Below are 26,198 nucleotides of genomic sequence, written 5' to 3' on the forward strand. Positions count from 1 at the left end.
AGCTTAATCGGCAGTTAAAATTAACTCTGTCCCTGCTGCTTTCTTTTCAATTTCCGTTCTATGGTAGTCTCCTTCTGCCCAGTCGTCCACTTGATTGTGGTAGAAGTCGGATTTCATATGCCCGCTAAGCCCTGGTCCAACAATATGATAAGCCCCCGTCAAATCGCTCAAATCGGCTACAAATCGCCAAGAAGCTCCGTGGTTCACTTTGCCGTCTTCTTTAAAGGCAGCAGCCTGAACTGTAATATTGGATCCGCCAATGGCCACAGGAGCTGGATTTAATAACTGGGCAAAAATCGGAGAAGCACTGGCAAGCGGATGCGGGAAAGTCAATTGATGGTACTCGCCCCACTCCCAGTCTTCAAACTTATCTCCAAATTGTTCTTCGATTTCATCCACACTTTCCGCTAAAGCATCCGTCAGCCATTTTTCAACGCCGCCATATTCGGACACCCATGCGCCTTCATTGCCAGCGAATGCTTGTCTCATCATTTCATCGGTGATGTGGTTTTTCCCTGCGAACATTTCATAAACGTCTTCCGGGAATTCCCCTTTCAAGATGGTGTCGGGCAATTGCTTCATCCATTTATGGAAAACGAGCGGTGCCGCTTGGTCTGCGCCATCCACTTGATCCCATTCTTCCAGCATTTCAAGAAGCGGATCGTATTCCTTCGTGTCTTTCCGGACTGCTGCAATCATGCCGTCTAAAAATTCAGCTGCATATAAATTCTTTTGGTCCATCTGCAGTTCCATCATATCTTCCGGCGTCAAATCGTCCGATGCTTCCAACACTTCAGCGATCCGCTCATAGCGATACGGCTGCGCCCAAAAATCCGTGATGTGATAAGGGTAGGAATCGTCTATAACTTCATTGTTCGCCGTTGCAATAAACCCGCTCTCCGGATTGACAGATCTCGGCAATTCATCAAAAGGCACATAGCCTTCCCAGCCATAGTCGGCAGAATCTCCCGGAACTGGCAATTGCCCATCTCCCGTTTTCCGAAGCGGAATGCGTCCGTTAGCCTTATAAGCGATGGTCCCGTCCGTAGAAGCAAAGACAAAGTTTTGGGCCGGCGCCTGGAAATCTTCCAACGCGGTTTCAAACTCCTCCCAATTGGAAGCTTTATTAAAGCCGAGTACTGCCTGAAGCTCTAAAGTCGGCTCAAGAGCGGTCCATTGAATCGAAAATACAGCCCCCGGATCTTCTCCTTTATAAAGAATAGGCGAAATAATAGGTCCATGGCGCGTTACGGTTACTTCAAACGCTTCATCTTCCTCGCCTTTTACACTGATGGTTTCATCCCGCACTTCCGCTTGCTCCCATTTCCCTTCATACAGAAATTGCGTCGAATCTTCCGGATTCGGAGTTTCAATATAAAGGTCTTGAACATCCGGCCCAACATTTGTTACACCCCAGGCGATTTCTTCATTATGGCCGAGAATAATTCCCGGAATGCCGGCAAAGATCACGCCGCTGACGTTCTGCTCCGGCGACTGAAGATGCATCTGATACCAGATGGACGGCGTACTCAGACCTAAATGCGGATCATCCGCAAGCAGCGGCAGCCCACTTTCCGTTTTGTCTCCCGAGACGACCCAGTTATTGCTGCCATTGAATTCAGGCGGAATGACCGAGGCATCGAATTCTCCGGCCACTTTCACCGGCTGCTTTTTATTTGCAGCAAGAATGGAAGGCGCATTATCCGGATAAGCAATAAACAATTCTTTTGCTTTATCTTCCGGGAATGCATTTAGCGCCCAGTGGCGGACTGCCAGTGTGTTCCAATTCCCCCCTAAATCATAGGCCATGTACTTTCCGATTGTCAGCGAATCGAGCGGCGTCCATTCTTCCGGTTCATAGCCGAGCAGAGCGAACTCATAGCTTAATGTGCCTTCCGCTTTCGCTTCTTCCATGTATGCATTGACGCCTTCTGCGAACCATTCCAATACTTGCTTCGCTTCGTCGCCGTAGCCCTCCCAGGATTTTTCAGCGGCATCCCTCAAACTGAACGTCCGGAAACGTTTATCCGTATCCACCGCAGCGGCGCCTACCACTTCTGCCAGGCGCCCGCTTGCCTGCCGCCGCGACAAATCCATTTGGAACATGCGGTCCTGCGCTTGGACATACCCTTGCGCCCGGTATAAATCCGCGTCCGTTTCCGCTTCAATATGCGGTACGCCAATCTCGTCGCGGATGACCGTCACATCTTCATCCAATATTTTTACGGCCATCTTCCCTTCAATTACTGCTTCCGACTTCCCTATGTAAACGTTTACAAAAATCAATGCTGCAACGATGATTAAAGCAAGCACCCCGACTGTTCCCAAGACCCACTTCAGCCATCTTCTCTTTTTCCCCATCTAACTTCCCCCTTTTCTGTACCTTTGTCTATTCGACAGCCGAAATGAAAATCCTCCAATGAAATGGCGCCAGTGAAAAATTTCCAAACAAAAAAGGAGCTGCCCCAAAATCACTCGGGACAACTCCTTTGCAAAACAAAAGGCATCTAGCGCCTTTTCGTCGTTAGGCCATATCTTCGCCGACAATTTTCACTTCCAGCTCCAAGTCAATTCCGAATTTTTCACGGACCGCTGACTTGACCATTTCAATCGTCTTGATGTAATCGTTCGCTGTAGCATTGTTTTTATTGACAATAAATCCGGCATGCTTCGTCGAAACTTCCGCTCCGCCAAATCCTTTGCCCTGCAACCCGCTTTCCTGGATCAGCTTACCGGCAAAGTTTCCAGGCGGCCGCTTGAAAACACTTCCTGCTGATGGAAATTCCAGCGGCTGCTTTGTTTCGCGCTGCATCGTCAAATCGCTCATTTTCGCATCAATGACGAGCTGATTGCCGAATTCCAATTCGAACTCTGCCGATAAGACATAATAGCCTTTTTTCGTAATGATGCTCTTGCGGTAACCCAGTTCCAAATCTTCCTTTGAAAGCTCAAGCTTGTTGCCTTCTTTCGTCAGTACCGTAGCTTTGCGGATCACATCTTTGATTTCTCCGCCGTAAGCTCCGGCATTCATCGCCATCGCACCGCCGATTGATCCTGGAATGCCGCAAGCAAATTCCAAGCCCGTCAACCGGTTAGAAGCTGCCGCTTTCGAGACTTCCTTAATATTAGCGCCGCCTTGTGCGTAAACCGTTGTCCCTTCGATGCGGATCGTGTGCAAACTCTTCAAGTTCAAGACAATGCCCCGTACGCCGCCGTCACGGACGACCATATTCGACCCGTTGCCGAGAAGCAATAACGGAATATTGTTTTCATATGCATATTTCACGGTATAAGCCGTTTCATCTTCAGTCGTTGGTGCAACAAAAATATCAGCTGGCCCACCCATTCTTGTTAAGGTATGCAGGTGTAGCGGTTCGTCCATTTTTACGTGATCATCCGCCAAAAAACGGCGAAGATCGTGAAGCCATGTTTCTTTCGTCATTCCACGCAAATCCCTTCTAAACTTTAACTTCTATAAGTATCCGATTTTATTGGGAATTTGACAAGTGAAACCCCGATGATAAGGTCTAAAGTACGATAAATAAAAAAAGTACAGACAATTCGAAAGAAAAAGTCATTCTTGCGATAAAAATATCTCGAATTCGAGAATTTTTATTTAAAAACAATTGACATCAAGATGCCAGTCGGATATAGTTACATTTAGTTAGTACATTCTAGGAGGAATTATACAATGAAAAAATGGACAATCGACCCAGCACACTCAGAAATCGGCTTTTCAGTCAAACACATGATGATCTCTAAAGTGAAAGGTTCATTCGAATCTTTCGACGCTGTCGTAGAAGCGAACGAAGAAGACTTGAGCGGCGCATTGATCGATTTCAAAATCGATGTTGCAAGCATCAACACAAACAACGAAGACCGCGACAACCACTTGCGTTCTGCTGATTTCTTCGACGTAGAAAACTACCCGGAAATCAAATTCAGTGCAAACGATATCACCAAAAAAGGCAGCGAATACGAATTGACAGGCGATCTGACAATCAAAGGCGTAACGCGCCCTGTAACTTTCGAAGTTGAGTACGGCGGAAAAGGCACAAACCCTTGGGGCCAAGAAGTTGTCGCTTTCAGCGCTGAAGGCAAAGTAAACCGCAGAGATTTCGGCCTTACTTGGAACCAAGCACTTGAAACAGGCGGCGTATTAGTCGGCGAAGATATCAAGATTTCATTGGAACTTGAAGCGAACCCGGCATAAAGATAGAAAAAAGCAGTGCGGAACCCACCGCACTGCTTTTTTTAATCTCCAAGTTTTTTCAGCGGCTTTACTGCCGGCCCTTCCAGCACTTCCCCGGTGTACGAGAATCGCGAACCGTGGCATGGGCAATCCCACGAACGTTCGGCGTCATTCCAGCCGACTTCACAGCCCATATGCGTACACGTCGTATTGACCAGATGCACTTGGCCGTATTGATCGCGGTAGCCGCCTGCTTTTTTGTTGCCGACTTTCACCAAGCCGCCTTCATCGTTCTGCAAGTTTTCCACCGTTTTAGACGGCATCTTCAATTTGCCTTTCACCAATTCTTTAGCAACAGATGCGTTGTCTTTGATGAAGCTTGCCGCATCCACCGCTTTCATTTTCGTGCGCGTCGGATTGAAAAGCGCGGCATATGGATTGGATTTCCCTAGAACTTGGTCCGTCAGCATAAGCCCTGCAAGCGCTCCGTTCGACATGCCCCATTTATGGAAACCGGTCGCCACCAGAATATTGTCATACCCGGCAGTAATCGTCCCGATATACGGCACTTGATCCAGCGTTGTGATGTCTTGGGCAGACCAGCGGTACGGAATTTCCTCGATGCCGAAATGCTCTTCGCCGAATTTCTCCAAGTTTTCGTAATGCTTCATGGTCGGCGGTTTGCTTTTGCCGCTGCCATGGCCGTCTCCGCCGATCAATAATAATTTTTCGCCGTTTTCATCTGTTGCGTACCGCAGCGAACGGGAAGGCATATCACAGCTTACATACATATCATTTGGAACTTCTCCTTTGACTTTGGCCGCGACCACATAAGAACGGGTAACGGAAAGGCGCGAAAAATACATGCCGTCAAAATCATTAAACGGATAATGCGTAGCCACAATGACTTTGTTGCAGGACAAGTGCGACATGTTTTCTGTTTGGATCACGGGATCGTTTTTGCTCAATATTTTTACTGCCCGGGTCTGTTCGTAAATCTTGCCGCCGAGGCGTTCGATTTCTTCGACAAGCTTCGCCAAGAATTTTACCGGGTGGAATTGCGCTTGGTTGCGCATGACGATCGCTTCTTTCACATCGAAAGGAAGCTCTACTTCGTCTTTCGCTAAACCGCCGTCAATTCCAAGCTGCAGGTAGGCTTCCGCCTCTTTTTCAACCAATTTGGCGCCAATTGCGGTATTGGCATAGACAAAAGCATTTTGATGAGAAAAGTCGCAGTCGATATCCAAATCAGCGGCCGTTTTTTCGATAAAGTCCAGGCCGTCCATATTCGCTTGGTAATACAATTTCGCTTGTTCTTCTCCAATCAGCTTGATTAACGGGAAATAAAACAATCCATGCTGGGCCGTGATTTTGGCAGTCGTGTAGCCTGTGACTCCGTCGATTAATTTCCCGGCATCAATCAACGTCACTTTTTTTCCAGCTTTCGCTAATAGATAAGCGCTGATGATTCCTACAATTCCTCCGCCAACGATGCCGATATCTGTGGATTCATTTGCTTGAAGCGCAGGAAAACTCGGAACCTCTTTGTATTGTCTCCAATATGATTTTGGCATTTCCGGAACGCGGCTTTGCTTTTCTTCTTGTGTCATGCCCATCCTCCTATAACCGTAATTTTGCTTATTAGTTGTCTACCCCCTCCCCCGCTATCTTAATCCGTACAAAAAAACCGGAAGCGATATTCGCTTCCGGGTTCTCTGCCGCTCCATTATTCGTTTTCACAAGAATCGCCAGTGCAATAGCTGGTTTTGCTTTTGCCCATCGGTTTTAAAGCCGGGCGTATGCCTTCTTCGTCCGCGATTTGACGGATCGAATCCACAAATGCTTCCAGCGGCTGAGCGCCTGAAATGGCATATTTGCGGTTAACCACAAAGAATGGCACACCTTGAATACCGATTTGGCGGGCTTCCATAATGTCCGCCTCTACTTCTGCAAGAAAACGGTCAGAGGCAAGAACTTCTTTCGCTTCTATCCGGTCCAAGCCGACCTCTTCAATAATAGCCAATAAAACTTCTGCATCACCAATATTTTTGGCTTCGATAAAGTAATGGTGCAGCAAACTTTCCGTAAGCTCAGGAGCTTTGCCTTTCTCTTCCGCCCATTTCACTAGACGGTGGGCGGCCATGGTATTGGCTTCGACCATGCCGTCAAAATTATATTCAAGGCCCACAGTACGCGCGTGCTGCGCTACGCCTTTCGTCATTTCCTTCGCTTGCTCTACTGTCTGCCCCATTTTCTTCGCTAACGATTCGTAAGTTGAAATCGTGGAATCGACGGGTGTATCGGGGTTTAACTGATATGCTTTAAATGAAATTTCAGCCTGCGGCTCAAACCCAGTTCGTTTCAATGCTTGTTCAAGTGTTCGTTTGCCTATGTAGCAAAACGGGCATACGTAATCTGACCAAATTTCGATTTTCATTATATCCACCTCTTTAAATAACTATAACAACGAAAAACAAGACCCTCAATTTTTTTGCTTAGGACAACCGAAAAGCGACGGCACCCGCTTAGCTCCGAAAGGCATAAGACGGTTCAGCGGAGCGGCGCTCTTTGCCGCATAGCTGAGCTGGCTTATGACCCGAGGAGCTGGGTCGCCGGAGTCTGGACAACCGAAAAGCGACGGCACCCGTTTAGCTCCGAAAGGCATAAGACGGTTCAGCGGAGCGGCGCTCTTTGCCGCATAGCTGAGCTGGCTTATGACCCGAGGAGCTGGGTCGCCGGAGTCTGGACAACCGAAAAGCGACGGCACCCGCTTAGCTCCGAAAGGCATAAGACGGTTCAGCGGAGCGGCGCTCTTTGCCGCATAGCTGAGCTGGCTTATGACTCGAGGAGCTGGGTCGCCGGAGTCTGGACAACCGAAAAGCGACGGCACCCGTTTAGCTCCGAAAGGCGACTACACCTGCCAGAAAACCGCAATAAAAAAACTGACCCCATAAAGGGATCAGCTTAATGCTTCAGTGATGACTGGAACAATTTGTTTTTTGCGGGAAACGACACCTGGCAACAGCACTCGGTTATCGACCACACTTGCTTTAAATGCACCTTCAATGATTCCTGCTTTTTTGCCAAGAACGATGGCTACTGAATCGTTGTTTAAAATATCGGTTACCACAAAAGTAAACAGGTCCAATTCTTTTTTCGCAATGACTTGTTCCATCAATACTTCCAATTCAGCTTGGCGGCCAATGACTTCATTGACATCAATCGCATTGACTTGAGCCACTTCAAAACGGTGGTCGCCGGCTTCAAATTCCTTTGAGTCCAAAGACATCAAGTCTTCCAATGTTTTATTGCTCAAATCCGCCCCTGCTTTTAACATCGCTAAACCATATTCAGCCGCATCGACTCCGGCAATTTCAGCCAGCTCTTTTGCAGCTGCCACATCTTGAGGCGTGCACGTCGGCGATTTGAACAAAAGAGAATCCGAAAGGATGGCTGACAGCATAAGGCCTGCCATATCCGCCGGGACCTCCACTTCGTTTTCCTTGAACAATTTCAGCAGAATGGTTGCTGTACAGCCGACAGGTTCCGCACGGAAATAAAGCGGATCCGTTGTTTCGAAATTGGCAATCCGGTGGTGGTCGATCACTTCGATCACTTGAACATCGCCAATATCTTCAGCGCTCTGTTGGCGCTCGTTGTGGTCGACAAGAATAACTTGCGATACTTCTTCTGAAACACGTTTGACAAGACGCGGTTCAGCTGCTGAGAATTTCTCCAATGCAAATAAAGTTTCGTTATTCAGATCACCTAACCGAATCGGCTCAGCGTCCATTCCGAGTTGGTTTTTTAAGTATGCATATGAAATAGCCGAACAAATGGAATCCGTATCTGGATTTTGATGGCCTAATACAAAAACGTTTGACATGATTTTGCCCCCTGATTAATGTTAGTTTCCGTGCTTATTTTACCACAAGTAGAAGTGGAGCCAAAATACATTTGGCCTTTGATAATTTATTGTATATTTTCCATTGGAAATTTCAACGGATTTTTTTAAAAAGAAATAAAAATTTCTAAATTATCAAATTTATTAATACAATTAGGCTAATTTATTACTACTATTATACATTTTCTTACCTTTTTATAGGTATTTTAAAATTCATTTCATAAAATTTAAAAAATTATATACATTCCAATAGGACAAATGATATAATTCTCATAACTTATAGCAATAAAAATAGAAAGGGGAAATTTTTTGTGACTATATTACTGGAAAAAAAATACATTCCTTTGTCCGACTATTTTTCATCTGCTTCCAATCCCGTGATCACGTTGACATTTACAGAAATCGAACAAATTATGGGGCAGCAATTGCCCAATGCAGCCTATTTGAATAGAAGCTGGTGGAAAAAGACAAAACCGCCGGCCAAACATTTCCATGCCTGGATGGATGCGGGCTACTATGTCAGCCAAGTGGAAACCAACCGCTTTGTCCGATTTGAAAAAATCGATGCATCAGGCGATCGCCATTCAAAACACCATAACCGAAATGAAGACATTCTATTGATTCGTTCTGCCGGACATGGGGACGCCCGTTCGCTGATCACCTTACAGAAAATCGTAGAAGCAGAATCCGAATATATGCTGTACGGAAAAGATGAGCGCCACCAGTCTACCCAAAGCGTCCGCAAACAAATCATCGACTGGAAGCAGCAGGGCCATTCGACCATCCTGATTGCCATCTTAAACGGTGAACCTGTCGGCTATTTGATGATCATGGGCAATGAAGCGAAACGTGCAGCCCATCGTGCATCTCTTGAATTAGGCATTCAAAAACATGCCCATAAAAAAGGCATTGCCACTTCGCTGCTCGAAAAAGCCGAAGAATGGGCAGCCACTAAAGGCGTGACCCGCCTCGAGACCACCGTTGTCGAACGGAATACCGCTGGCCGCAAACTTTATGATAAAGCCGGCTATGTAAAAGAAGGCACTCGCAAAAATTCATTGATTATTAACGACCAGGCTTTGAATGAAGTGTATTTAGCTAAATTTCTAGATTAAAAGAGGCTCGCATCCGCGAGCCTCTTTCTATTTAATGCAAAATCTTGAGCCAGAGATACAACCCGGTCAGGGTGATGAATAGCGTTGGAAGCGTCAAGATGATTCCGATTTTGAAATAGTAGCCCCAGCTGATTTTCACACCTTTTACTCTAAGGATATGAAGCCATAAAAGCGTTGCGAGAGAACCGATCGGCGTGATTTTAGGCCCAAGATCCGAACCGATGACGTTCGCGTAAATTAACGCTTCCCTTACCGCCCCCGTTGCATTCGTTTCAGAAATCGCCAATGCGTCGATCATGACGGTTGGCATATTGTTCATGACAGAAGACAGAAGTGCTGCAATAAAGCCCATTCCAATCGTCGCCGCATATAAGCCATGGCCGGCTGTCCATTCAATCGCTGCTGCAAGCACCGACGTAAGCCCTGCATTCCGCAAGCCATAAACCACCACATACATTCCCACAGAGAAAAAGACAATCGCCCATGGGGCACCTTTCAATACCGCTTTTGTGTGTACCGCTTCACTTCTTCGGGCAATCGCCAAGAATAGGACAGCGACAGCACCCGCAATTAACGATACGGGAATTTCAAGCGGTCCGCTGATGAAATAGCCGACAAGCAAGATTGCCACAACACCCCAAGACAAGCGGAACATCTTCAAATCTTTTATGGCTGAAGCCGGCGTTTTTAGTGCGCTGGCATCGAATTGCTTCGGAATGGATTTCCGGAAATAAAGATACAGCACAAGCATACTCGCAGCGATGCTAAAGAAGTTCGGAATGACCATTCGGATGGCATATTCCGTGAAACTGATGCCAAAAAAGTCGGCAGAGACAATATTGACCAAATTGCTGATGACAAACGGCAGCGATGCCGTATCGGCAATAAATCCGGAAGCCATGATAAACGGAAGAATCATCGCGTCTTTGAAATTCAACGCCCGGACCATCGCCAGGACAATCGGCGTAATGATCAGCGCTGCTCCATCATTCGCAAATAATGCCGAAACCACTGCACCAAGGATAATAATGAGAAAAAACATCCGCAGCCCGCTGCCTTTTGCAAATCTGGCTGTATGCAGCGCTGCCCATTCAAAGAAGCCGATTTCGTCCAAAATCAAGGAAATGACAATAAGCGCCACAAATGTCAATGTGGCGTTCCAAACGATGCCTGTCACATCCCAAACATCGCCAAAGTCAACTACTCCCACAAGCAACGCTGCAGCAGCACCGGCCATCGCAGACCAGCCAATCGATAAATTTCGCGGCTGGGCAATGACCAAAAATAACGTAATAGCAAAAATAAAGACGGCTAACCAAACATCCACGTTCTCTACAACTCCCTATTCACAACTAACTTTCTTTCCTTCTGCTTTCAACGTTTGGACCGTCCGTTCCGGTTCCGGAAGCAAACTTAATAAGTGAAGCAATATCGGATACTGGGCATGCCGGATATTCAACGACCATATCGTCCAACGGCTCCGCTTTTCTTCCAGCACCAGCTCCGCTTGCTTTAACTTCTTCATATGCTGGCTGATTGCAGGCTGCGTCATATTCATCAGTTCTGTAAATTCGCAGATGCACAATGAATCTTTCATTAAATACTTTAAGATCCGCATCCGGCTGCTGTCTCCAATTGCTTTCAAGTACAATTCCATTTGGAGGTAATCCAATCCCCTTCACCTTCTTTTCTATAATCCATTCATTATATAAGCATTCGCTTATTGATACAATAGGCATTTGAAGGAGCACGGATCAACGCACTGCAACTTCTACACGAAAAAGCCCCGCCAGCAAATGCCGGCGGGGCTTCCATTCAGTTTATGCTAATTGTTCAAGCAAGCGAAGTGATTCGCGATTGAAGGCAGGAATATCGTCCGGTTGGCGGCTCGTTACCAATTGATCTTGGCAGACAGCCACTTCTTCGTCTACTAATTTCGCACCTGCATATTCCATGTCCACTTGGATGGATTTATAGCCAGTTGCTTTACGCCCTTCAAGCGCTTTAGCCGTAATCAATAACTGAGGGCCATGGCAAATGGCGAAAACCGGTTTTTTCGCATCCATGAATGCTTTCGTAAACGCAACAAAACGGTCGTCCGCACGCAATTGGTCCGGAGAGAATCCGCCTGGCAAGAATAGCGCATCGTAGTCTTCGGGATTTACATCATCAATCCCTTTGTCGATTGTAACGACAGCCTCGCCTTGTTTGCCTGTCACTTCTTTGCCTGCTTCCTCTTCGATCGTAAAGACCTCATGACCTGCATCATTGAATGCTTTTTGCGGATCTGTATATTCCACATCTTCGAACATATCGGTAATTAAAGTTGCAATTTTAGCCACTATCTTCCACTCCTTCTGTTTTAAGTGTTCTCCCTTATTATTCCACGTGAGTGCCACTTTAAACATGAGGTTCAACGAAATTTTGAAACAAATGGATTGTCCTGTTCAAAGAACCGGTACGGATAACTGACCGCTTCGAGTGAATTCCCGATGCCGACGCGCGGCCCTGCTGCAATCGCATGGACCGGTTCGCCTTCCGCAATATACAAAGGGCGCTCTGTAAAATGATGGCCATAATATTCCATCGTAATGCCCATCGCTTTTGTCAATTTCCCTGGACCGCTTGTCCATTGTTTGATCGGCAGATGGCGCCCTCTAAGCTCTGCCATCAAATCGATGCCTTCAACCGGCTCGACCGCGCGTATTAAAATCGCACGCGGTGTATCCACGGGTCCGCTGACTACATTAATGAGCGTATGGGTGTGCATCTGGTACGTATAAACGAGGCCGGCTCGACCGAACATCACCTCGGTCCGTTTCGTCCGGCGGTTGCCGAAACTATGGGCGGCCCGGTCTTCTGCTCCCATATAAGCTTCCGTTTCAACAATCCTCCCGGCTACAATGCCTTCTGGCAGTTCATGGACAAGAATCTGCCCGAGCAAACTGCGCGATAATTCAAGAGTCGGCGCTTCATAGAAGTCCGCTGTTAAAGGTGTAAACATTCGTGCATCCCTCCTATCCGCAATTATACCGAATGAGGGGCGGTTACCGCTTGAATAAGGGGTTCAATTTCTTCGATTGTTTGATTTCGGAAAGCCTCTACAATGGCACTTCCTACAATAAATCCATCCACATCTTCCCGCAGCATATCGACGTGCTGGACTTTGGAGATTCCGAAACCGGCATAAACCGGCACCGGACTCTTTTCCCGCACTTTTCTTGTAAATGTCCGGACGTCCTCCGAAATCTGGTCGCGCGCTCCGGTAATCCCCGTTACCGTAACCGCATAGACAAATCCTTCCGCTTCCTGAAGAATGGCTTCCAAACGCTTTTCTGTAGTAGTCAAGGTCACCAACTGGATCAACGCCACATCTTCTTTCTTTAAAAACGCATGAGCCAATTGGCGGTGCTCATAAGGCAAATCCGGAATAATGACACCGGAGACCCGCGCTTTCTTGCATTCTTTCGCAAAACGCTCTACCCCATAACTAATGACGGGATTTAAATAAGTCATGATCAGCAATGGCACTTCCACCTCAAACGTCCAACTCGCCATTTCTTTCAGCACTTTTTCCAAAGTGACCCCGGCTTTTAGCGCGCGGTTGCCAGCTGCTTCAATCGTCGGCCCGTCTGCCACTGGATCTGAAAATGGAATCCCGATTTCGATGGCAGTCACGCCCGCCTTCTGCAGATAAAGAACTTGTTCGCTTAATTTTTCAAGACCGCCGTCTCCCGCCATAATATATGCCACAAACGCTTTTGCATCTTGTTCCTTCAGCAATTTCAACCGCTTCATGACAAGCCCTCCAATCGCTCTGCATAGGTGGCCATATCTTTATCGCCGCGGCCTGATACACAGATCACCAAAATTTCATCCTTGCCCATCGTTTTGGCTGTTTTTTCCGCCTGTGCAATAGCATGTGCAGATTCGAGCGCCGGAATAATCCCTTCGAGGCGCGAAAAGGAAACGACAGCTTCAAGCGCTTCCTGATCGGTAATGGATTCGTACTCCACTCGTCCGATATCCGCTAAATACGCATGTTCCGGACCGATTCCCGGGTAATCCAACCCCGCTGAAATGGAATGGGCTTCCAACACTTGGCCGGCATCGGTCTGCAGCAATTTCATAAACGCGCCGTGCAGGACACCTTCCGTACCTTTCGTCATTGTTGCCGCGTGCTTTTCCGTATCGAGCCCTTCACCGGATGCTTCTACGCCGATCAAACGGACGGATTCGTCTTTCAAGAACGGATAGAACATGCCAATCGCATTGCTCCCTCCTCCGACACAAGCGAGAACCGTATCCGGCAACCGGCCTTCATGCTGAACGATTTGGCGCTTCGTTTCTTCACCGATTACGCTCTGGAAATCCCGCACCATCGTCGGGAACGGATGCGGCCCTAATGCTGAGCCGATTAAATAATGTGTATCCTCTACATTTGTGACCCAGTAGCGCAGCGCTTCATTGACGGCATCTTTTAATGTCGAGCTGCCTTTTGTCACACTTTCCACTTTCGCCCCCAATAGTTTCATGCGGAATACATTCAGCTGCTGGCGTTTAATGTCTTCCTCTCCCATGAAAATGACGCATTCCAAATCAAATAGCGCACAAATGGTGGCAGTCGCCACACCGTGCTGGCCGGCTCCCGTTTCCGCTACGATTTTCCGTTTCCCCATCCGCATCGCAAGCAATGCCTGCCCAATCGCATTATTGATTTTATGGGCGCCTGTATGATTTAAATCTTCCCGTTTCAAATAAACTTTCGGTCCGCCCCACGCTTCTGTTAACCGCTTCGCAAACGTCAAAGGCTGTTCACGGCCGACATATTCGCTTAAATAATGGTGATATTCTTCTTTAAAGGCAGGATCGCCTTTCGCTTCCATATAAGCATCCTCTAATTCTTTTACTGCTTTCATCAAGGTCTCGGGCACGAATTGCCCGCCGTATTTTCCGAAAAATCCTGTTTTGTCTGCTGTCTGCTGCATCGAATCACCCTTTGCCTGTTGAATGAATTGCTGGATTTTCACTTCATCTTTTCTTCCGTCCGTTTCGACGCCGCTTGATACATCGACCATATAAGGCCCGGTTTGATGGACAGCCGCTTTTACGTTTTCCGCATTCAAGCCGCCAGCCAAAATTAGGCGGGACGCTTCAATTTCTGCCTCTTCGAGCAGCGTCCAATCAAAAACGTGTCCGCTCCCTCCCCGGTAATCCGTTCCGGGCGCATCAACTAATACAAAATCCGCAACAGAATTCTCAAGCCGCGCCACATCTTCTTTCCCGCGAATGGAAAATGCCTGAATGACAGGAACTTTAATCTCCCGCACTAGTTCATCCGGTTCATCGCCATGAAGCTGCACCATTGTCAGCGGCACCTTTTCAACCGTTTCTTCAATTTCTTCTATAGAAGCATTGACAAAGACGCCGATTTTTTCTGCACTGACCGGCGCATGCTTCGCCAGTTCCGCTGCCCGTTCGATCGATACGCGCCTTTTGCTCGGCGCAAAAACAAACCCAATCGCATCGGCCTCTTTCGCTGCTTCCACATGCCGCTCTTCCATCAGTCCGCAAATTTTCACTTTCGTCATTTGATCGCCTCCACTGCCGTGGCTTCTTCGATCCATTGCCCTGGATCCTCTGCTCTCATCAGCGTCTCGCCGACCAAAATCCCAGAAGCGCCGCAGCCGTAAACAAACGCGGCGTCTTCTTTTGTCCGAAGCCCGCTTTCGCTGATTAATACACGCTCGCCGTCGAAAGGAAATCTCGCTGCCAATTCAGCCGTGCGTTCAAGCGATACGTCAAATGTTTTCAAGTCCCGGTTATTGATGCCGATTAATCGGGCGTCCACTGCCAAAGCGCTCGTTAATTCTTCTTCGTCATGGACTTCCACTAAAACTTCCAGCCCAATTGCCGTAGCATGGCGGTATAATCGCTGCAGCTCCTGATCTTCCAAAGCTGCCGCGATCAACAAAACAATCGTCGCTCCGGCTCCTTTTGCCCGGTCAATCTGAATTTCACTGATCATGAAATCTTTGCAGAGAACCGGAATTGATACGGCTTGCGCCACTTTTTGCAAGTCCTTGATCGACCCTTTAAAATATGTTTCATCCGTCAAAACTGAAATGGCCGCTGCACCGGCATGCTCGTATTTCTGTGCCTGAGCCACAATGTCCACTTCCATTTGAATGGCCCCTTTGGACGGAGATGCCCGTTTGATTTCCGCAATGACCCCATTCTTTTTCTTAAGATGGTCTAGCAGCTTTGATTTCCCGGGAAATACATGGGACATTTGCTCTTCTTTCTTGTAAGCCTGTATTTCCTGCCGTTTCGTTGCGATGATTTTATCGAGAATGTTCACACCAACACCCCCGCAGCCAGACGGTGAAGTTCAAATACTCGTGCCGTTTCCCCGTCAATAAGGGATTTTCGTGCTTGATGTACGCCTTCAGACAAGGTTTGTGCACGTCCGCTAATATAGAGCACCGCTCCTGCGTTTAATGCCACCGTATCTAAATAAGGGCTTTCTTTGCCACCTAAAACTTCTAAAAAGATTTCGGCATTGCGTTTTGGGTCGCCTCCGCGTATGGCACTGATCGGCGCTGGCTCCAGCCCGACATCATTTGGATGGACTGACATTTTCCGTAGCCCTTCTTCATCAAATATCATCATTTCGTTAATGCCCGCTAACGACAATTCGTCCAGCCCGCCTGCTCCGTGAACGACCGCTCCGCGCTTTCTGCCAAGCCGCATTAAAGCTTCCGCCATCGGCTCCATCATGTCCCGGCGGTAAACACCCGTCATTTGCACCGTGATCGGCAACGGATTCGCCAGCGGGCCGACCAGGTTGAAAATCGTCGGAGTCGCAATCGATTTTCTGACAGCCCGCAAATTGCCGAGTGCCGGGTGGATAGCCGGCGCGAATAAAAACACAATCCCTGTTTGATCCAGCATTTCTGGAATTGAATTCACATCCACTCTAGTGGAGATGCCGAGTTCTTCCAACACATCGGAACTTCCGGTTTTGCTCGATACGCTCCGGTTGCCGTGCTTCGCAACCGCCATGCCGCAGCTTGCCAAGACAAATGCGGTCAACGTGCTGATATTAAAACTATAGGAGCGGTCGCCGCCCGTGCCGCACACGTCTACCAGTTCACCTTGGATGTCTGGCAACGCCACCGCTTTTTCACGCATAGCCTTCACCATTCCGACCAACTCATCTGCCGTTTCACCTTTTTCATGAAGGCCGACCAAAAACTGTTTCACTTCAGGTTCCGGAATTGCTCCGTCCAATAAATCCAATGATTTTTCATACATGCTCTGCTCTGATAAATTCTCTGCTCTTCTCATACTCTCTCTCCTCAGCTCGTATTTTAAATGCAAAAATCCCCGCAACCGGAAGAAAATCCGGTTGCGGGGACGGGGGTTAACCGCGGTACCACCACGCATTAATGCAATTCTGCACTCACTTAAAACAGGCTCTTACGCCTTTCCCTTTAACGCAGGGCCTACGTCTCCCTTACTCGCTTCCGCTTTCAGGCCAGCTCTCCTAAGTCCATTCGCGCAAGTCACCCAATCAGCTTCCACCAGCCGCTGACTCTCTACATAGATGTGCTTGCCTACTCGTCTCAATCCTCGATTTGAACACTCTTCTATTCTCAACTCTTCTAAGCTCTTCTCTCAAATAGACTTGCCGCTCGTCCAACAAGTTGTCCCTCATATTAAATTCTTTTGTTTATTCTGTCAAGTCATTCATTTCACAGGGCTGAATTTATGGAGGCAGAACGCTGCCGGAAGAAAGGATGTGCATGCCGTTCAAAACCTTTCAATACCGGCGCCAGGCAGCAATCGATTTCCAGTGATAGCCGGTACCATTCTTGCCAATTTTTTGTTTTGAAATAGGTAGCAACTTCAGCATGCTCGGCAGTTCCTTGTGCTTTGCCGTACCAAGCTTCCCACTCCGGCTTGCCCGCAAAATCGCAGAATTGATGCCAAAACTTTTCTTCAAGCGCACCCAATGTGACGTAGCGGCCATCTTTTGTTCCATAAATGGCGTAATTCAGAATCGCCCCTGAAATTTCAGGAACGCCGTTTTCCGAAACGCCTTTTTCAAAGTAGATATCATGATTGCCTTGAAATTCCGCCATCGCTTCCGCAAGGGCAATATCCAAATGAACCCCTTTGCCGGTGCGGATCCTGCCAAATAGCGCAGCAATGATTTTCTCCGATGCAAGCAGTCCGCCTGTATAATCGGCAAAGGTGTTTGTTGGGTGGATCGGCTTTCCTGAAGCATCCGCCATTTGATCCAGCGCGCCGGACAATGCCAAATAATTTAAATCATGGCTGCCAAGGTGTGCAAGCGGGCCATCCTGCCCGTAGCCGGAGAGCGAACAATAAACCAAGCCCGGATTGATTTGGCACAGCGTTTTATAATCCAGGCCAAGCTTCCGCATCACGCCCGGACGGAAAGTTTCAATCAACGCATCGGCCTCTTTGGCCAACTCAAGCATTTGCCGCCGCCCTTCTGCCGACTTCAAATCAAGATGCACAATGGTTTTCCCTTTATTGTTGGCCGTATGGACATGGCCTCCGCTCATATAGCGGGCCGGATCGCCTGTAGGCGGCTCCACTTTGATGACTTCCGCTCCCATTTCCGCCAATCTCATACCGGCATATGGTCCAGGGACATAATAAGTGACATCAAGAACCCGGATTCCTTGCAATGCCCCATCCATTTTAAAGGCCCATTCGTTTGGCAATAATGGTTTTCATGATTTCATTGGATCCAGCGTAAATAGCGGCTACAGGCGTATCACGGTAGCGCCTCGCAATTTCGTATTCTTCCATATAGCCGTATCCACCGTGCAACTGCATGCATTCAGCCGCCACTTTTTTTGCCCGGTCCGTCAGCCAGTATTTTGCCATCGATACTTTTGAAACGATGTCTTTGCCGGCCATATGATCTTCAATCAGCGATTCCAGGAACGAATGGCCGAGTTCAATTTCCGTAGCAATTTCCACCAATTTAAATTGGGTATTCTGGAAAGAGCCGACCGCTTTGCCGAAAGCTTTACGGGACTTTACGTAATCAAGCGTCATCTTCAGCATTTCTTCAGAAGCCGTTTGAGCAGCGATTGCCACAACAAGGCGTTCTTGCTGCAATTTTTCCATCAAATAAGTGAAGCCTTTGTTTTCTTCGCCGATCAGGTTCGCAGCAGGCACGATGCAGTCTTCAAAATACAGCTCCGACGTATCTTGGGCGTGCAATCCGACTTTTTCAAGTTTTCGCCCTTTCGTAAACCCAGGCATCCCTTCTTCCACCATCAGCAAGGAAATGCCGCGGTGCTTGGATTCCGCCTTCGGATCTGTTCTTACGACCACTACAACGTGCGTCGAATTGATGCCATTTGTAATAAAAGTTTTTTGGCCATTGACGATGTAATTGTCGCCGTCTTTCACCGCAGTCGTTGAGATATTCGCCAAATCAGATCCTGCACCGGGTTCGGTCATGGCGATGGCTGTGATGTATTCTCCTGTCACGCAGCCCGGCAGCCAGCGCTGCTTTTGTTCTTCCGTGCCATATGCTTCGATATACGGCACAGTAATATCATTATGAAGACCGACACCGGTCAAACTCGTACCTACCCGCTCCAATTCTTCGCCAATAATGACCGCATAGCGGAAATCGAGGCCTAAGCCTCCGTACTGCTCTTCGACTTGTGGACATAAAAAGCCCATTTCGCCCAGTCGGCTCCAAAACGATTTCGGAATGATATGGTCTTTCTCCCATTGACCGTATTGCGGAATCGCTTCTTTTTCAAGAAACTTGCGCAGCGACTTGCGGAACATTTCGTGTTCTTCTTCTTCAAACCGGTATTTTGCCATAGTAATTCCCCCTTATCCCTTGCTTTTTATTTATTTCGGCTGCATGCGGATCGCACCATCGAGGCGGATGACTTCCCCATTCAGCATTGGATTCTCAGCAATGCTTTCCACTAATTGAGCAAATTCATCCGGACGCCCGAGCCTTGCCGGAAATGGTACGGAAGCGGATAGCGACTGGACAGCCGCTTCCGGCAGCCCATCGAACATCGGCGTCTGCATCAAACCTGGCGCGATCGCCATGACCCGGATTCCGTCACGCGCAAATTCTCTCGCAATCGGCAAAGTCATGGACACAATGCCTCCTTTGGAAGCGCTATAAGCCGCCTGGCCGATTTGCCCTTCGTAAGCCGCAACTGAAGCTGTGGAAACGATCAGCCCGCGCTCCCCCTCTGCATTCGGTTCATTTTTTTGCATTGTGGCTGCTGCCACGCGGATCACATTGAAAGACCCAATTAAATTGACGCTGATGACCTTTTCAAATTGCTCGAGCGGCATCGGTTCGCCTTTCGATACGACTTTGCCCGGCGTCCCAATGCCTGCGCAATTGACAACAGCAGTAACTGAACCGAACCGCTCAACCACTCGAGCTAAATTCGTTTCTACTTGCCCTGCATTGGTGACATCTGTTTCGAAATATACGACCCGTTCTTCTCCAAGTTCTTCGATCAATGCTTCCGCCCGCTGCCTATTGAGGTCGAAGATGGCCGCTTGTCCGCCCGCTTTCACGATGCGGCGCACCGTCGCTTCGCCTAGCCCTGAAGCACCGCCTGTGACGACTGCTCTAATTTCCGCTAACTTCATGCATTTCCCTCCATTCCTTTATAAATGCTCAATAATCGTCGCATTCGCCATTCCCATTCCTTCGCAAATAGCCAGCAGCCCATACTTGCCACCTGTCCGCTCCAGCTCATGAAGCAAAGAAACCAGCAGTTTCGTGCCGGTCGCACCAAGCGGATGCCCCAGCGCAATGGCACCGCCATTGACATTGAGCTTCTCCGGATCCGCACCTGTGTCCGCAAGCCATGCAAGCGGCACTGGCGCAAATGCTTCATTGACTTCGTAGCGATCCATATCATCAATGCTCAGCCCTGCTTTCTCCAGCACTTTTTTTGTCGCCGCAATCGGACCGGTCAACATGAGCGTCGGGTCAGATCCGACAACTGCCCGCGCGATAATGCGCGCTTGCGGTTTTAGCCCAAGTTCCTCCGCCTTTTCGCGCGACATCAGAAGGACCGCCGAAGCGCCGTCGCTCATCTGGCTCGCATTGCCAGCCGTAATCACGCCATTTTCATCAAAAACGGTCTTTAACCCACCCAGCACTTCCATCGTCGTCCCAGGGCGCGGCCCTTCGTCTACAGCCACCGACTGCTTTACGCCGCCTTCACTTTCAATTTCGATTGGAACGATTTCTTTTTCAAAATGGCCGTTGTCAATCGCGGTTTTCGCCCGTTGATGGCTCTGGACAGAATAAGCATCCAGCTGCTCGCGGCTCAATCCCCATTTTGCAGCAATCCGCTCCGCCGATAAGCCTTGATTGATGATTTCGTACTGTTCGGTCAGTTTTGTGCTGGGTTTGGCTCCTTGCATATTTGAGAACATCGGCACCCGTGTCATGCTTTCTACACCACCGGCAATGACAATATCCATATCTCCCGCTAAAATGGCTTGGGCCCCAAAATGCACGGCTTGCTGGCTCGACCCGCATTGGCGGTCAATCGTAACCCCCGGCACGTAATCGGGAAATCCCGCAATCAAAGCAGCAGTGCGGGCAACATTTCCCCCTTGTTCCGCCACTTGCGAAACACAGCCTAAAATAATATCTTCCACTTGCCCTTTACTTATTCCGGCTCTCTCCACCAGTTCATCAAGCACTAAAGCAGCCAGTTCGTCCGGCCGCGTTTCTGAAAACATCCCTTTTCTTCGCCCTACCGCCGAACGGACTCCTTCAACAATCACAACTTCTCTCACTGTTTTCACCTCGTCTTAGTATTTTCTTCTATTGAAATGAAATCGTTTTCATTTGATTGAATTGAATGACTATTCACTCATTATAATCATTGTACAAGAAGGATTTACGAAATACCATAAAAAAAGAACCGCGGATTCTCCCGCGGTTCAAGCCTATTATTCTTCAATCAATCCTTTTTCAATTAAGAATTCGCGCGCAACGTCGCTTGCCACTTCCTGGTCAATGTCCACTTTCGCATTCATCGCCAGCATTTCCTCTTCCGTAATCTGACCGGCAAGCCCGTTCAGCACTTCTTCCAACTCCGGATATTCTTCCAGTGCCTCTAAGCGGACAACAGGTGCCGCGTCGTATTTCGGAAAGAAGGAGAGATCGTCTTCAGTCGTCTCTAAATCGAACAATCCGATCCGGCTATCCGTGGTGAATGCCGGAATGACATCGACATCCCCGTTTTTCACCGCCTCATACATAATCGCCGGGTCAAAACTTTCAGTAGCCGAAAATTCGAATGGATAGGTGGCGATCATGTCATCATAGCCATCGCCCTGGCGTTCATAGAATGGATGCGGAGCGCCAAAAGTCATGTCTTCCGTTTTCGAAATTTCAGCAAGGTCCGAGTAGGTTGCTGCATCATAGCCGCTGTCTTTTGAAAAAGCTAACGTATAGCCATTTTCAAAGCCCAGCGGTTCAAGCCATGTGGCATCCAACGTTTCTTCATATCCCTCACGCACACGCTCGAGCACTTCTTCTGAAGACTGGCCCGAAACGGCTTCTTCTTTCAGTACATCCTTTAATCCCGTGCCCGTATATTCCACATACAAATCAATATCGCCTTTTTCAAGAGCCGGCGTTAGAATCGACACTTCGCCAAGTCCATCTTCATACTCCACCTTGTATTCAGAATTCGCTTCAATATACTGCCCGAGAATATGCGGAAGAATATACTGCTCTGTCCAAGGCTTCCCGCCAATAACGATCGGTTCGCTTTCAGATGATCCTGAACCGCAGCCCGACAGCACAGCAGAAGTGAGCAAGGCCATTCCTAATATAGATTTCTTCATCAATGATTCCCCCTAAAGTTTAAGGCCTTTCGGCGTAGTTCTTTTTTCAATCCATTTCAATATCAAATCAAAGCCGATGGCCAAAAGCGCAACCGGCAAAGCTCCAGCCAGAACTAATGAATTATTGTAGGATTGCAGCCCGCGATAAATAATATCCCCAAGTCCGCCTGCTCCGACAAAAGTGGCCAGCGTCGCAATTCCCACCGTCAATACAGTCGCAGTCCGAATGCCCGCCATAATAAAAGGCAGCGCGAGCGGCAATTCGATTTGCCGAAGAATTTGTGTACGCGTCATTCCCATGCCGCGGCCTGCTTCAATGACAGAACCGTCGACTCCTGTAATCCCCGTATAGGTATTCCGCAAAATCGGCAGCAAGGCATAGATAATGAGTGCAATCAAAGCTGTCGGCGAGCCGATGCCAAGCAAAGGCACCAAAAACCCAAACAGCGCCAAACTGGGAATGGTTTGAAAAATAGCGGTCACCGCAATGATCGGTTCGGCAAAACGCCGATATCTCGCAATGAGGATTCCAATAGGCAAGGCAATGGCGATGCCGATGGCCACGGCCACAAAAGACAGATAAATATGTTCCAGAAAAGCCGTTTGGATCATGTCTTGCCGGCTGACTAATGTATCGAAGAAATTCATCAAACCAATTCACCTTCTTCTTTCGCCAAAGCAGCTTTCAGCAATTCCCGTTCACCGGCATATACATGGCGGCTCTCCCCTAGACGAATGGCCAAATGGGTTTGGCCGCTTTGTTCCAGCACTTCGAAAGCTTCTTTTACCGTAAGCGAGCCGGATACTTCATGGGCACTGCCTGTCCCTTCCGTTTTAAACAAACCGATAAATTCACTTAAACTCTTATCTCCAAATGGCCGCTGCCGCTGGATTCGCTCGACGCCGATAAAGCTGCGGACAAAATCGTTTGCAGGATTGCCCAATATTTCAGCAGGCGATCCGATTTGCTCCACTTGCCCTTTACGCATCACCACAATGGTATCGGCTATTTTCAGTGCTTCGTCCATATCATGGGTAACAAAAACAATGGTTTTTTGGATGGTCTGCTGTAGATTCCGGAGTTCATCCTGCAGCTGCTCCCGGCTGATCGGATCAAGTGCCGAAAAAGGTTCATCCATCAAAATAATATTGGGATCTCCCGCAAGCGCCCGAACAACACCGACGCGCTGCTGCTGGCCGCCGCTCAATTCCAGCGGATAGCGCTCCAAATATGTTTCCGGGTCTAATCCCGTCAACTCCATCAATTCCTGAATTCTGGAAGCTGTTTTTTCTTTTGGCCAGCCCAACATTTTAGGGACCAGCGAGGCATTTTCTTTAATGGTCATATGGGGAAATAACCCAATACGCTGGATAACGTAGCCGATTTTCCGGCGAAGCTCAACTTCTTCCAAGCCGGTTATCGGCTTTTCGTCAATGTATATTTCGCCCTGTGTCGGCTTTTCAAGTTTATTGACCATCTTCATCAGCGTCGTCTTCCCGCAGCCGCTTGGCCCGATAATAGCGGTCAACTGATGGGATGGAAAAGTCAAACTGACTTCTTTCAATGCTTCTGTTCCATCGGGAAACTGTTTTGTGACTCCTTCAAAACGGATCATTGCATCCGCTCCTTTCTCTCAAACACCACCTAATCCTTTACCCTTAAGCCAGGCGAATTATTCTCGCCTTCCCACTTTGCAAAAAATAAAAAAATCCTCCTTTTAATGATGGAGGATTCAGTAGATGCACCCGTCAGATTGCCCATGCAGAATCCTTGAAATTAGCTAGCCCCTTCAATTTGACCGCCGCCTGTCTGTTGGGTTTCTGCAGAACCAAAACTTTATTTGTCCGAAGATTCTTCTATTACCAAATGTACCGGGTTCGCAATTTGTTCATAGCCGATTTCCTGATAGATTTTATTGGAGGTCGGATTTTTCAAATCGGTGTAAAGCATGGCAAAATCATATTCGTTCAACAGCTCTTCCGTCACTTCTGCCACAAGTGTTCTTGCATAGCCTTTGCGACGATGCTCTTTTGGTGTGAATACAAATGAAACGGTGATCCCTTTTTTGGAAGGGCGAGACTTTTTCATGCAGGAAACCATTTCTCCATCCACTTCCCACACATAAATTTCTTTGCCTTCGATGAAGGAGGCAATTTTGCGGCCGGCCTCTACTTCGGAAGAAACACCAATCCCGGTTTCTTCTTCAAACAGCAGATACCATTGTTCCAAGCGCGGTGCATCCTTCCTATTTGCCACTCGCCAAGCGCCCGGACTTTTAGAAAGCCCCGGTTTGACCGAATCGGTGCGATATAACCCTTGGTCCATGAAGACCCGGGCCGTTCCGCCTTTTTTCTCCGTCCAGGCATCCGCAAAATTCCAGGCAACCGCTTGATCTCCTATGACGGCCCCCACTTCAACTTCAAGATTCAACAGATGGCGGGCAATCCACTTTTCGATGCCTGGCACCTCGTCCAAAACAATGAGCTGCAGCGGGTGGGGCGGCGTCATCAAACAGACTGCTGCGACTTTTCCGTTTTCTTCTGCAGTGGCCAAGAAATATTCTTCATATTTTCCTTCTTTGATCTGGCTAAGAATCCCCAAAAATAAGCTGTGCACGTCTTCACGCTGATAAAGCGGGCCCTCGACTTTATTTGCAAACGCAAACGGCTCCGTCCAAACGATCCATTCCATTTCCCTCACTCATTTCTTTTCGTATCTCTGTTCTATACTGTATTAGCCATAAGGATGAAAATCCCTTTTTTTCGCCAGGATTTTTTCATGCTTTGCTTTTGCAATCAATAAAAAATAGCCTAAACCGGATGCGCGGTTTAGGCTATGCAAAAATTATTCCAATTCCATTTGTTTCGTCTCTATTCCCAAGAAAGCAACAGCCAAAGCACCGAGGATAATCGAAACGCAGAAAATGCCGAAAATCCATTCAATGCCGTAGCCTGCAGTTAACATTGAACCCACCAATAACGGCCCCAATATCCCGCCGACGCGTCCAAATGACGCCGCCATGCCCGTTCCGGTCCCTCGGATGACCGTTGGATACTGTTCCGGCGAGTAAGCATACAAAGCTCCCCAAGCTCCAAGGTTGAAGAAAGACAAGAACGCCCCGGCAGCGAGAAGCATGCCGACCGTTTCCGCATTCCCGAAAACGAGCGCACTCGCAGCCGTACCGATTAAATACGTCACCAGCACAAATTTACGGCCGATTTTTTCAATGAGCCAAGCAGCCGAGAAATAGCCGGGCAACTGTGCCAGCGTCATGATCAAAACGTAGCCGAAACTCTGGATTAATGTGAACCCTTTTAATACCATGACGCTCGGCAGCCAAAGGAACATGCCGTAATAAGAAAAGACGACGGTAAACCAGACAATCCAAAGCATCAATGTCGGCTTGCGGTATTTCTTGGACCATACATCTTTAATGTTCGTCGAAATCGAGCGCAGGACGTCTTTTTTCGCTGAAAATTGCGGTGAATCCGGCAAGTTGATGCGCAAGTAAAGCGCATATAATGCCGGCAATGCGGTCAGCAGCAAGGCTATGCGCCATCCGTACGAAGGAATGATAAAGTACGAAATCAATGCCGCGATCAGCCAGCCGGCTGCCCAAAAACTTTCGAGCAGCACCACGACTCTGCCCCGTTCTTTCGCCGGCACACTTTCAGACACAAGTGTTGAAGCCACCGGCAGTTCGCCTCCTAATCCCATCCCTACAAAGAAACGCAAAATGATGAAGGCTGCAAGTGTCGTCGTAAGGGCGGAAACTCCGCTCGCCAACGAGAAGAGCAGCAAGGTGATGATAAAGATCTTTTTTCGGCCGACACGGTCAGCGTAGATGCCAAATATAAAAGCACCGACAGCCATTCCAATTGAATTGACACTGCCGATCCATCCCATTTGAGCGGTAGTCAGATTCCAATCTTCGTGCAGCGCCGCAATGACAAACGATAGGATTCCGACATCCATTGCATCGAAAAGCCACCCGAGGCCTGCAACGCCCAGTAATTTATTTCTTGAGATGGGCGCCGTATTTTTTTCACTTATAGTAGCCATTTGAACTCCCCT

General features: G+C 48.2%; 24 protein-coding genes and 1 other annotated feature. Of the genes, 2 read left to right on the plus strand and 22 right to left on the minus strand.

What is annotated here, in order from left to right:
• Window positions 1-3 precede the first annotated feature (3 nt).
• Window positions 4-2,361, minus strand: coding sequence for a penicillin acylase family protein (locus BN1080_RS14645; protein ID WP_052653213.1), 2,358 nt, complete (start codon window positions 2,359-2,361; stop codon window positions 4-6).
• A 163-nt stretch (window positions 2,362-2,524) separates the two neighbouring features.
• Window positions 2,525-3,442, minus strand: a complete 918-nt coding sequence (murB, locus tag BN1080_RS14650; RefSeq protein ID WP_052653215.1) for a UDP-N-acetylmuramate dehydrogenase — start codon at window positions 3,440-3,442, stop codon at window positions 2,525-2,527.
• Between the two features lie 249 nt (window positions 3,443-3,691).
• Here murB and BN1080_RS14655 point away from each other — a divergent pair, with 249 nt between their 5' ends.
• Entirely contained in the window at window positions 3,692-4,213 is a 522-nt protein-coding gene (locus tag BN1080_RS14655; RefSeq protein WP_052653217.1) for a YceI family protein, read from the plus strand.
• A gap of 41 nt (window positions 4,214-4,254) precedes the next feature.
• Here the strand turns inward: BN1080_RS14655 and BN1080_RS14660 are convergent, their stop codons facing one another.
• From BN1080_RS14660 to BN1080_RS14675, 3 genes are all read right to left on the minus strand, one after another.
• Window positions 4,255-5,802 carry an FAD-dependent oxidoreductase gene (locus BN1080_RS14660; protein WP_052653219.1) on the minus strand — a complete coding sequence of 516 codons (1,548 nt, stop codon included), beginning with the start codon at window positions 5,800-5,802 and terminating at the stop codon, window positions 4,255-4,257.
• Window positions 5,803-5,918: 116 nt separating this feature from the next.
• The gene (locus tag BN1080_RS14665) at window positions 5,919-6,629 is read right to left on the minus strand and encodes a DsbA family oxidoreductase (protein ID WP_052653221.1); all 711 of its coding nucleotides are present in this window, start codon (window positions 6,627-6,629) and stop codon (window positions 5,919-5,921) included.
• 522 nt (window positions 6,630-7,151) lie between these two features.
• Window positions 7,152-8,078, minus strand: a complete 927-nt coding sequence (locus BN1080_RS14675) for a manganese-dependent inorganic pyrophosphatase (protein ID WP_052653225.1) — start codon at window positions 8,076-8,078, stop codon at window positions 7,152-7,154.
• Window positions 8,079-8,407: 329 nt separating this feature from the next.
• Here BN1080_RS14675 and BN1080_RS14680 point away from each other — a divergent pair, with 329 nt between their 5' ends.
• Complete coding sequence (locus BN1080_RS14680) at window positions 8,408-9,211, plus strand: GNAT family N-acetyltransferase (RefSeq protein WP_052653227.1); 804 nt, start codon at window positions 8,408-8,410, stop codon at window positions 9,209-9,211.
• A 31-nt stretch (window positions 9,212-9,242) separates the two neighbouring features.
• Here the strand turns inward: BN1080_RS14680 and BN1080_RS14685 are convergent, their stop codons facing one another.
• From BN1080_RS14685 to BN1080_RS14765, 17 genes are all read right to left on the minus strand, one after another.
• Entirely contained in the window at window positions 9,243-10,538 is a 1,296-nt protein-coding gene (locus BN1080_RS14685) for an arsenic transporter (protein WP_052653229.1), read from the minus strand.
• A 15-nt stretch (window positions 10,539-10,553) separates the two neighbouring features.
• Window positions 10,554-10,883, minus strand: coding sequence for an ArsR/SmtB family transcription factor (locus BN1080_RS14690; protein WP_052653231.1), 330 nt, complete (start codon window positions 10,881-10,883; stop codon window positions 10,554-10,556).
• Window positions 10,884-11,031: 148 nt separating this feature from the next.
• A complete protein-coding gene (locus BN1080_RS14695; protein WP_052653233.1) occupies window positions 11,032-11,553 on the minus strand; it encodes a type 1 glutamine amidotransferase domain-containing protein in 522 nt (173 codons plus the stop codon).
• Window positions 11,554-11,624: 71 nt separating this feature from the next.
• Window positions 11,625-12,215 (minus strand): DNA-3-methyladenine glycosylase, encoded by a 591-nt coding sequence (locus tag BN1080_RS14700; protein ID WP_052653235.1) that lies wholly within the window; start codon window positions 12,213-12,215, stop codon window positions 11,625-11,627.
• Between the two features lie 23 nt (window positions 12,216-12,238).
• Window positions 12,239-13,009 carry a tryptophan synthase subunit alpha gene (trpA, locus tag BN1080_RS14705; protein ID WP_052653237.1) on the minus strand — a complete coding sequence of 257 codons (771 nt, stop codon included), beginning with the start codon at window positions 13,007-13,009 and terminating at the stop codon, window positions 12,239-12,241.
• Window positions 13,006-14,802 (minus strand): tryptophan synthase subunit beta, encoded by a 1,797-nt coding sequence (gene trpB, locus BN1080_RS14710; protein WP_110925664.1) that lies wholly within the window; start codon window positions 14,800-14,802, stop codon window positions 13,006-13,008. Before trpB ends, trpA begins: the two co-directional genes overlap by 4 nt.
• On the minus strand, window positions 14,799-15,572 hold the full coding sequence (gene trpC, locus BN1080_RS14715) for an indole-3-glycerol phosphate synthase TrpC (protein WP_052653239.1): 774 nt from the start codon (window positions 15,570-15,572) through the stop codon (window positions 14,799-14,801). The genes trpB and trpC overlap by 4 nt, the downstream gene beginning before the upstream one ends.
• Window positions 15,569-16,561: an anthranilate phosphoribosyltransferase gene (gene trpD / locus BN1080_RS14720; protein WP_052653241.1), complete on the minus strand. Its 993-nt coding sequence runs from the start codon at window positions 16,559-16,561 to the stop codon at window positions 15,569-15,571. Before trpD ends, trpC begins: the two co-directional genes overlap by 4 nt.
• Before the next feature lie 62 nt (window positions 16,562-16,623).
• Window positions 16,624-16,856, minus strand: a binding site (T-box leader).
• A 112-nt stretch (window positions 16,857-16,968) separates the two neighbouring features.
• Window positions 16,969-17,946 (minus strand): CaiB/BaiF CoA transferase family protein, encoded by a 978-nt coding sequence (locus tag BN1080_RS14725; protein WP_052653243.1) that lies wholly within the window; start codon window positions 17,944-17,946, stop codon window positions 16,969-16,971.
• Window position 17,947: 1 nt separating this feature from the next.
• Complete coding sequence (locus BN1080_RS14730; protein ID WP_052653245.1) at window positions 17,948-19,096, minus strand: acyl-CoA dehydrogenase family protein; 1,149 nt, start codon at window positions 19,094-19,096, stop codon at window positions 17,948-17,950.
• A 30-nt stretch (window positions 19,097-19,126) separates the two neighbouring features.
• Complete coding sequence (locus BN1080_RS14735) at window positions 19,127-19,897, minus strand: 3-hydroxyacyl-CoA dehydrogenase (protein ID WP_052653247.1); 771 nt, start codon at window positions 19,895-19,897, stop codon at window positions 19,127-19,129.
• A gap of 18 nt (window positions 19,898-19,915) precedes the next feature.
• Window positions 19,916-21,064, minus strand: coding sequence for a thiolase family protein (locus BN1080_RS14740; protein WP_052653249.1), 1,149 nt, complete (start codon window positions 21,062-21,064; stop codon window positions 19,916-19,918).
• Window positions 21,065-21,220: 156 nt separating this feature from the next.
• Window positions 21,221-22,123 carry a glycine betaine ABC transporter substrate-binding protein gene (locus BN1080_RS14745; protein ID WP_052653251.1) on the minus strand — a complete coding sequence of 301 codons (903 nt, stop codon included), beginning with the start codon at window positions 22,121-22,123 and terminating at the stop codon, window positions 21,221-21,223.
• A gap of 12 nt (window positions 22,124-22,135) precedes the next feature.
• Window positions 22,136-22,771, minus strand: coding sequence for an ABC transporter permease (locus BN1080_RS14750; RefSeq protein ID WP_052653253.1), 636 nt, complete (start codon window positions 22,769-22,771; stop codon window positions 22,136-22,138).
• On the minus strand, window positions 22,771-23,739 hold the full coding sequence (locus BN1080_RS14755) for an ABC transporter ATP-binding protein (protein ID WP_052653255.1): 969 nt from the start codon (window positions 23,737-23,739) through the stop codon (window positions 22,771-22,773). Before BN1080_RS14755 ends, BN1080_RS14750 begins: the two co-directional genes overlap by 1 nt.
• Before the next feature lie 221 nt (window positions 23,740-23,960).
• Window positions 23,961-24,815, minus strand: coding sequence for a GNAT family N-acetyltransferase (locus BN1080_RS14760; RefSeq protein ID WP_052653257.1), 855 nt, complete (start codon window positions 24,813-24,815; stop codon window positions 23,961-23,963).
• 153 nt (window positions 24,816-24,968) lie between these two features.
• Window positions 24,969-26,186, minus strand: coding sequence for an MFS transporter (locus BN1080_RS14765; RefSeq protein WP_052653259.1), 1,218 nt, complete (start codon window positions 26,184-26,186; stop codon window positions 24,969-24,971).
• Window positions 26,187-26,198: the final 12 nt, after the last annotated feature.

It is taken from the genome of Planococcus massiliensis, from assembly GCF_000821325.1.
Classification (GTDB): Bacteria; Bacillota; Bacilli; order Bacillales_A; family Planococcaceae; genus Planococcus; species Planococcus ruber.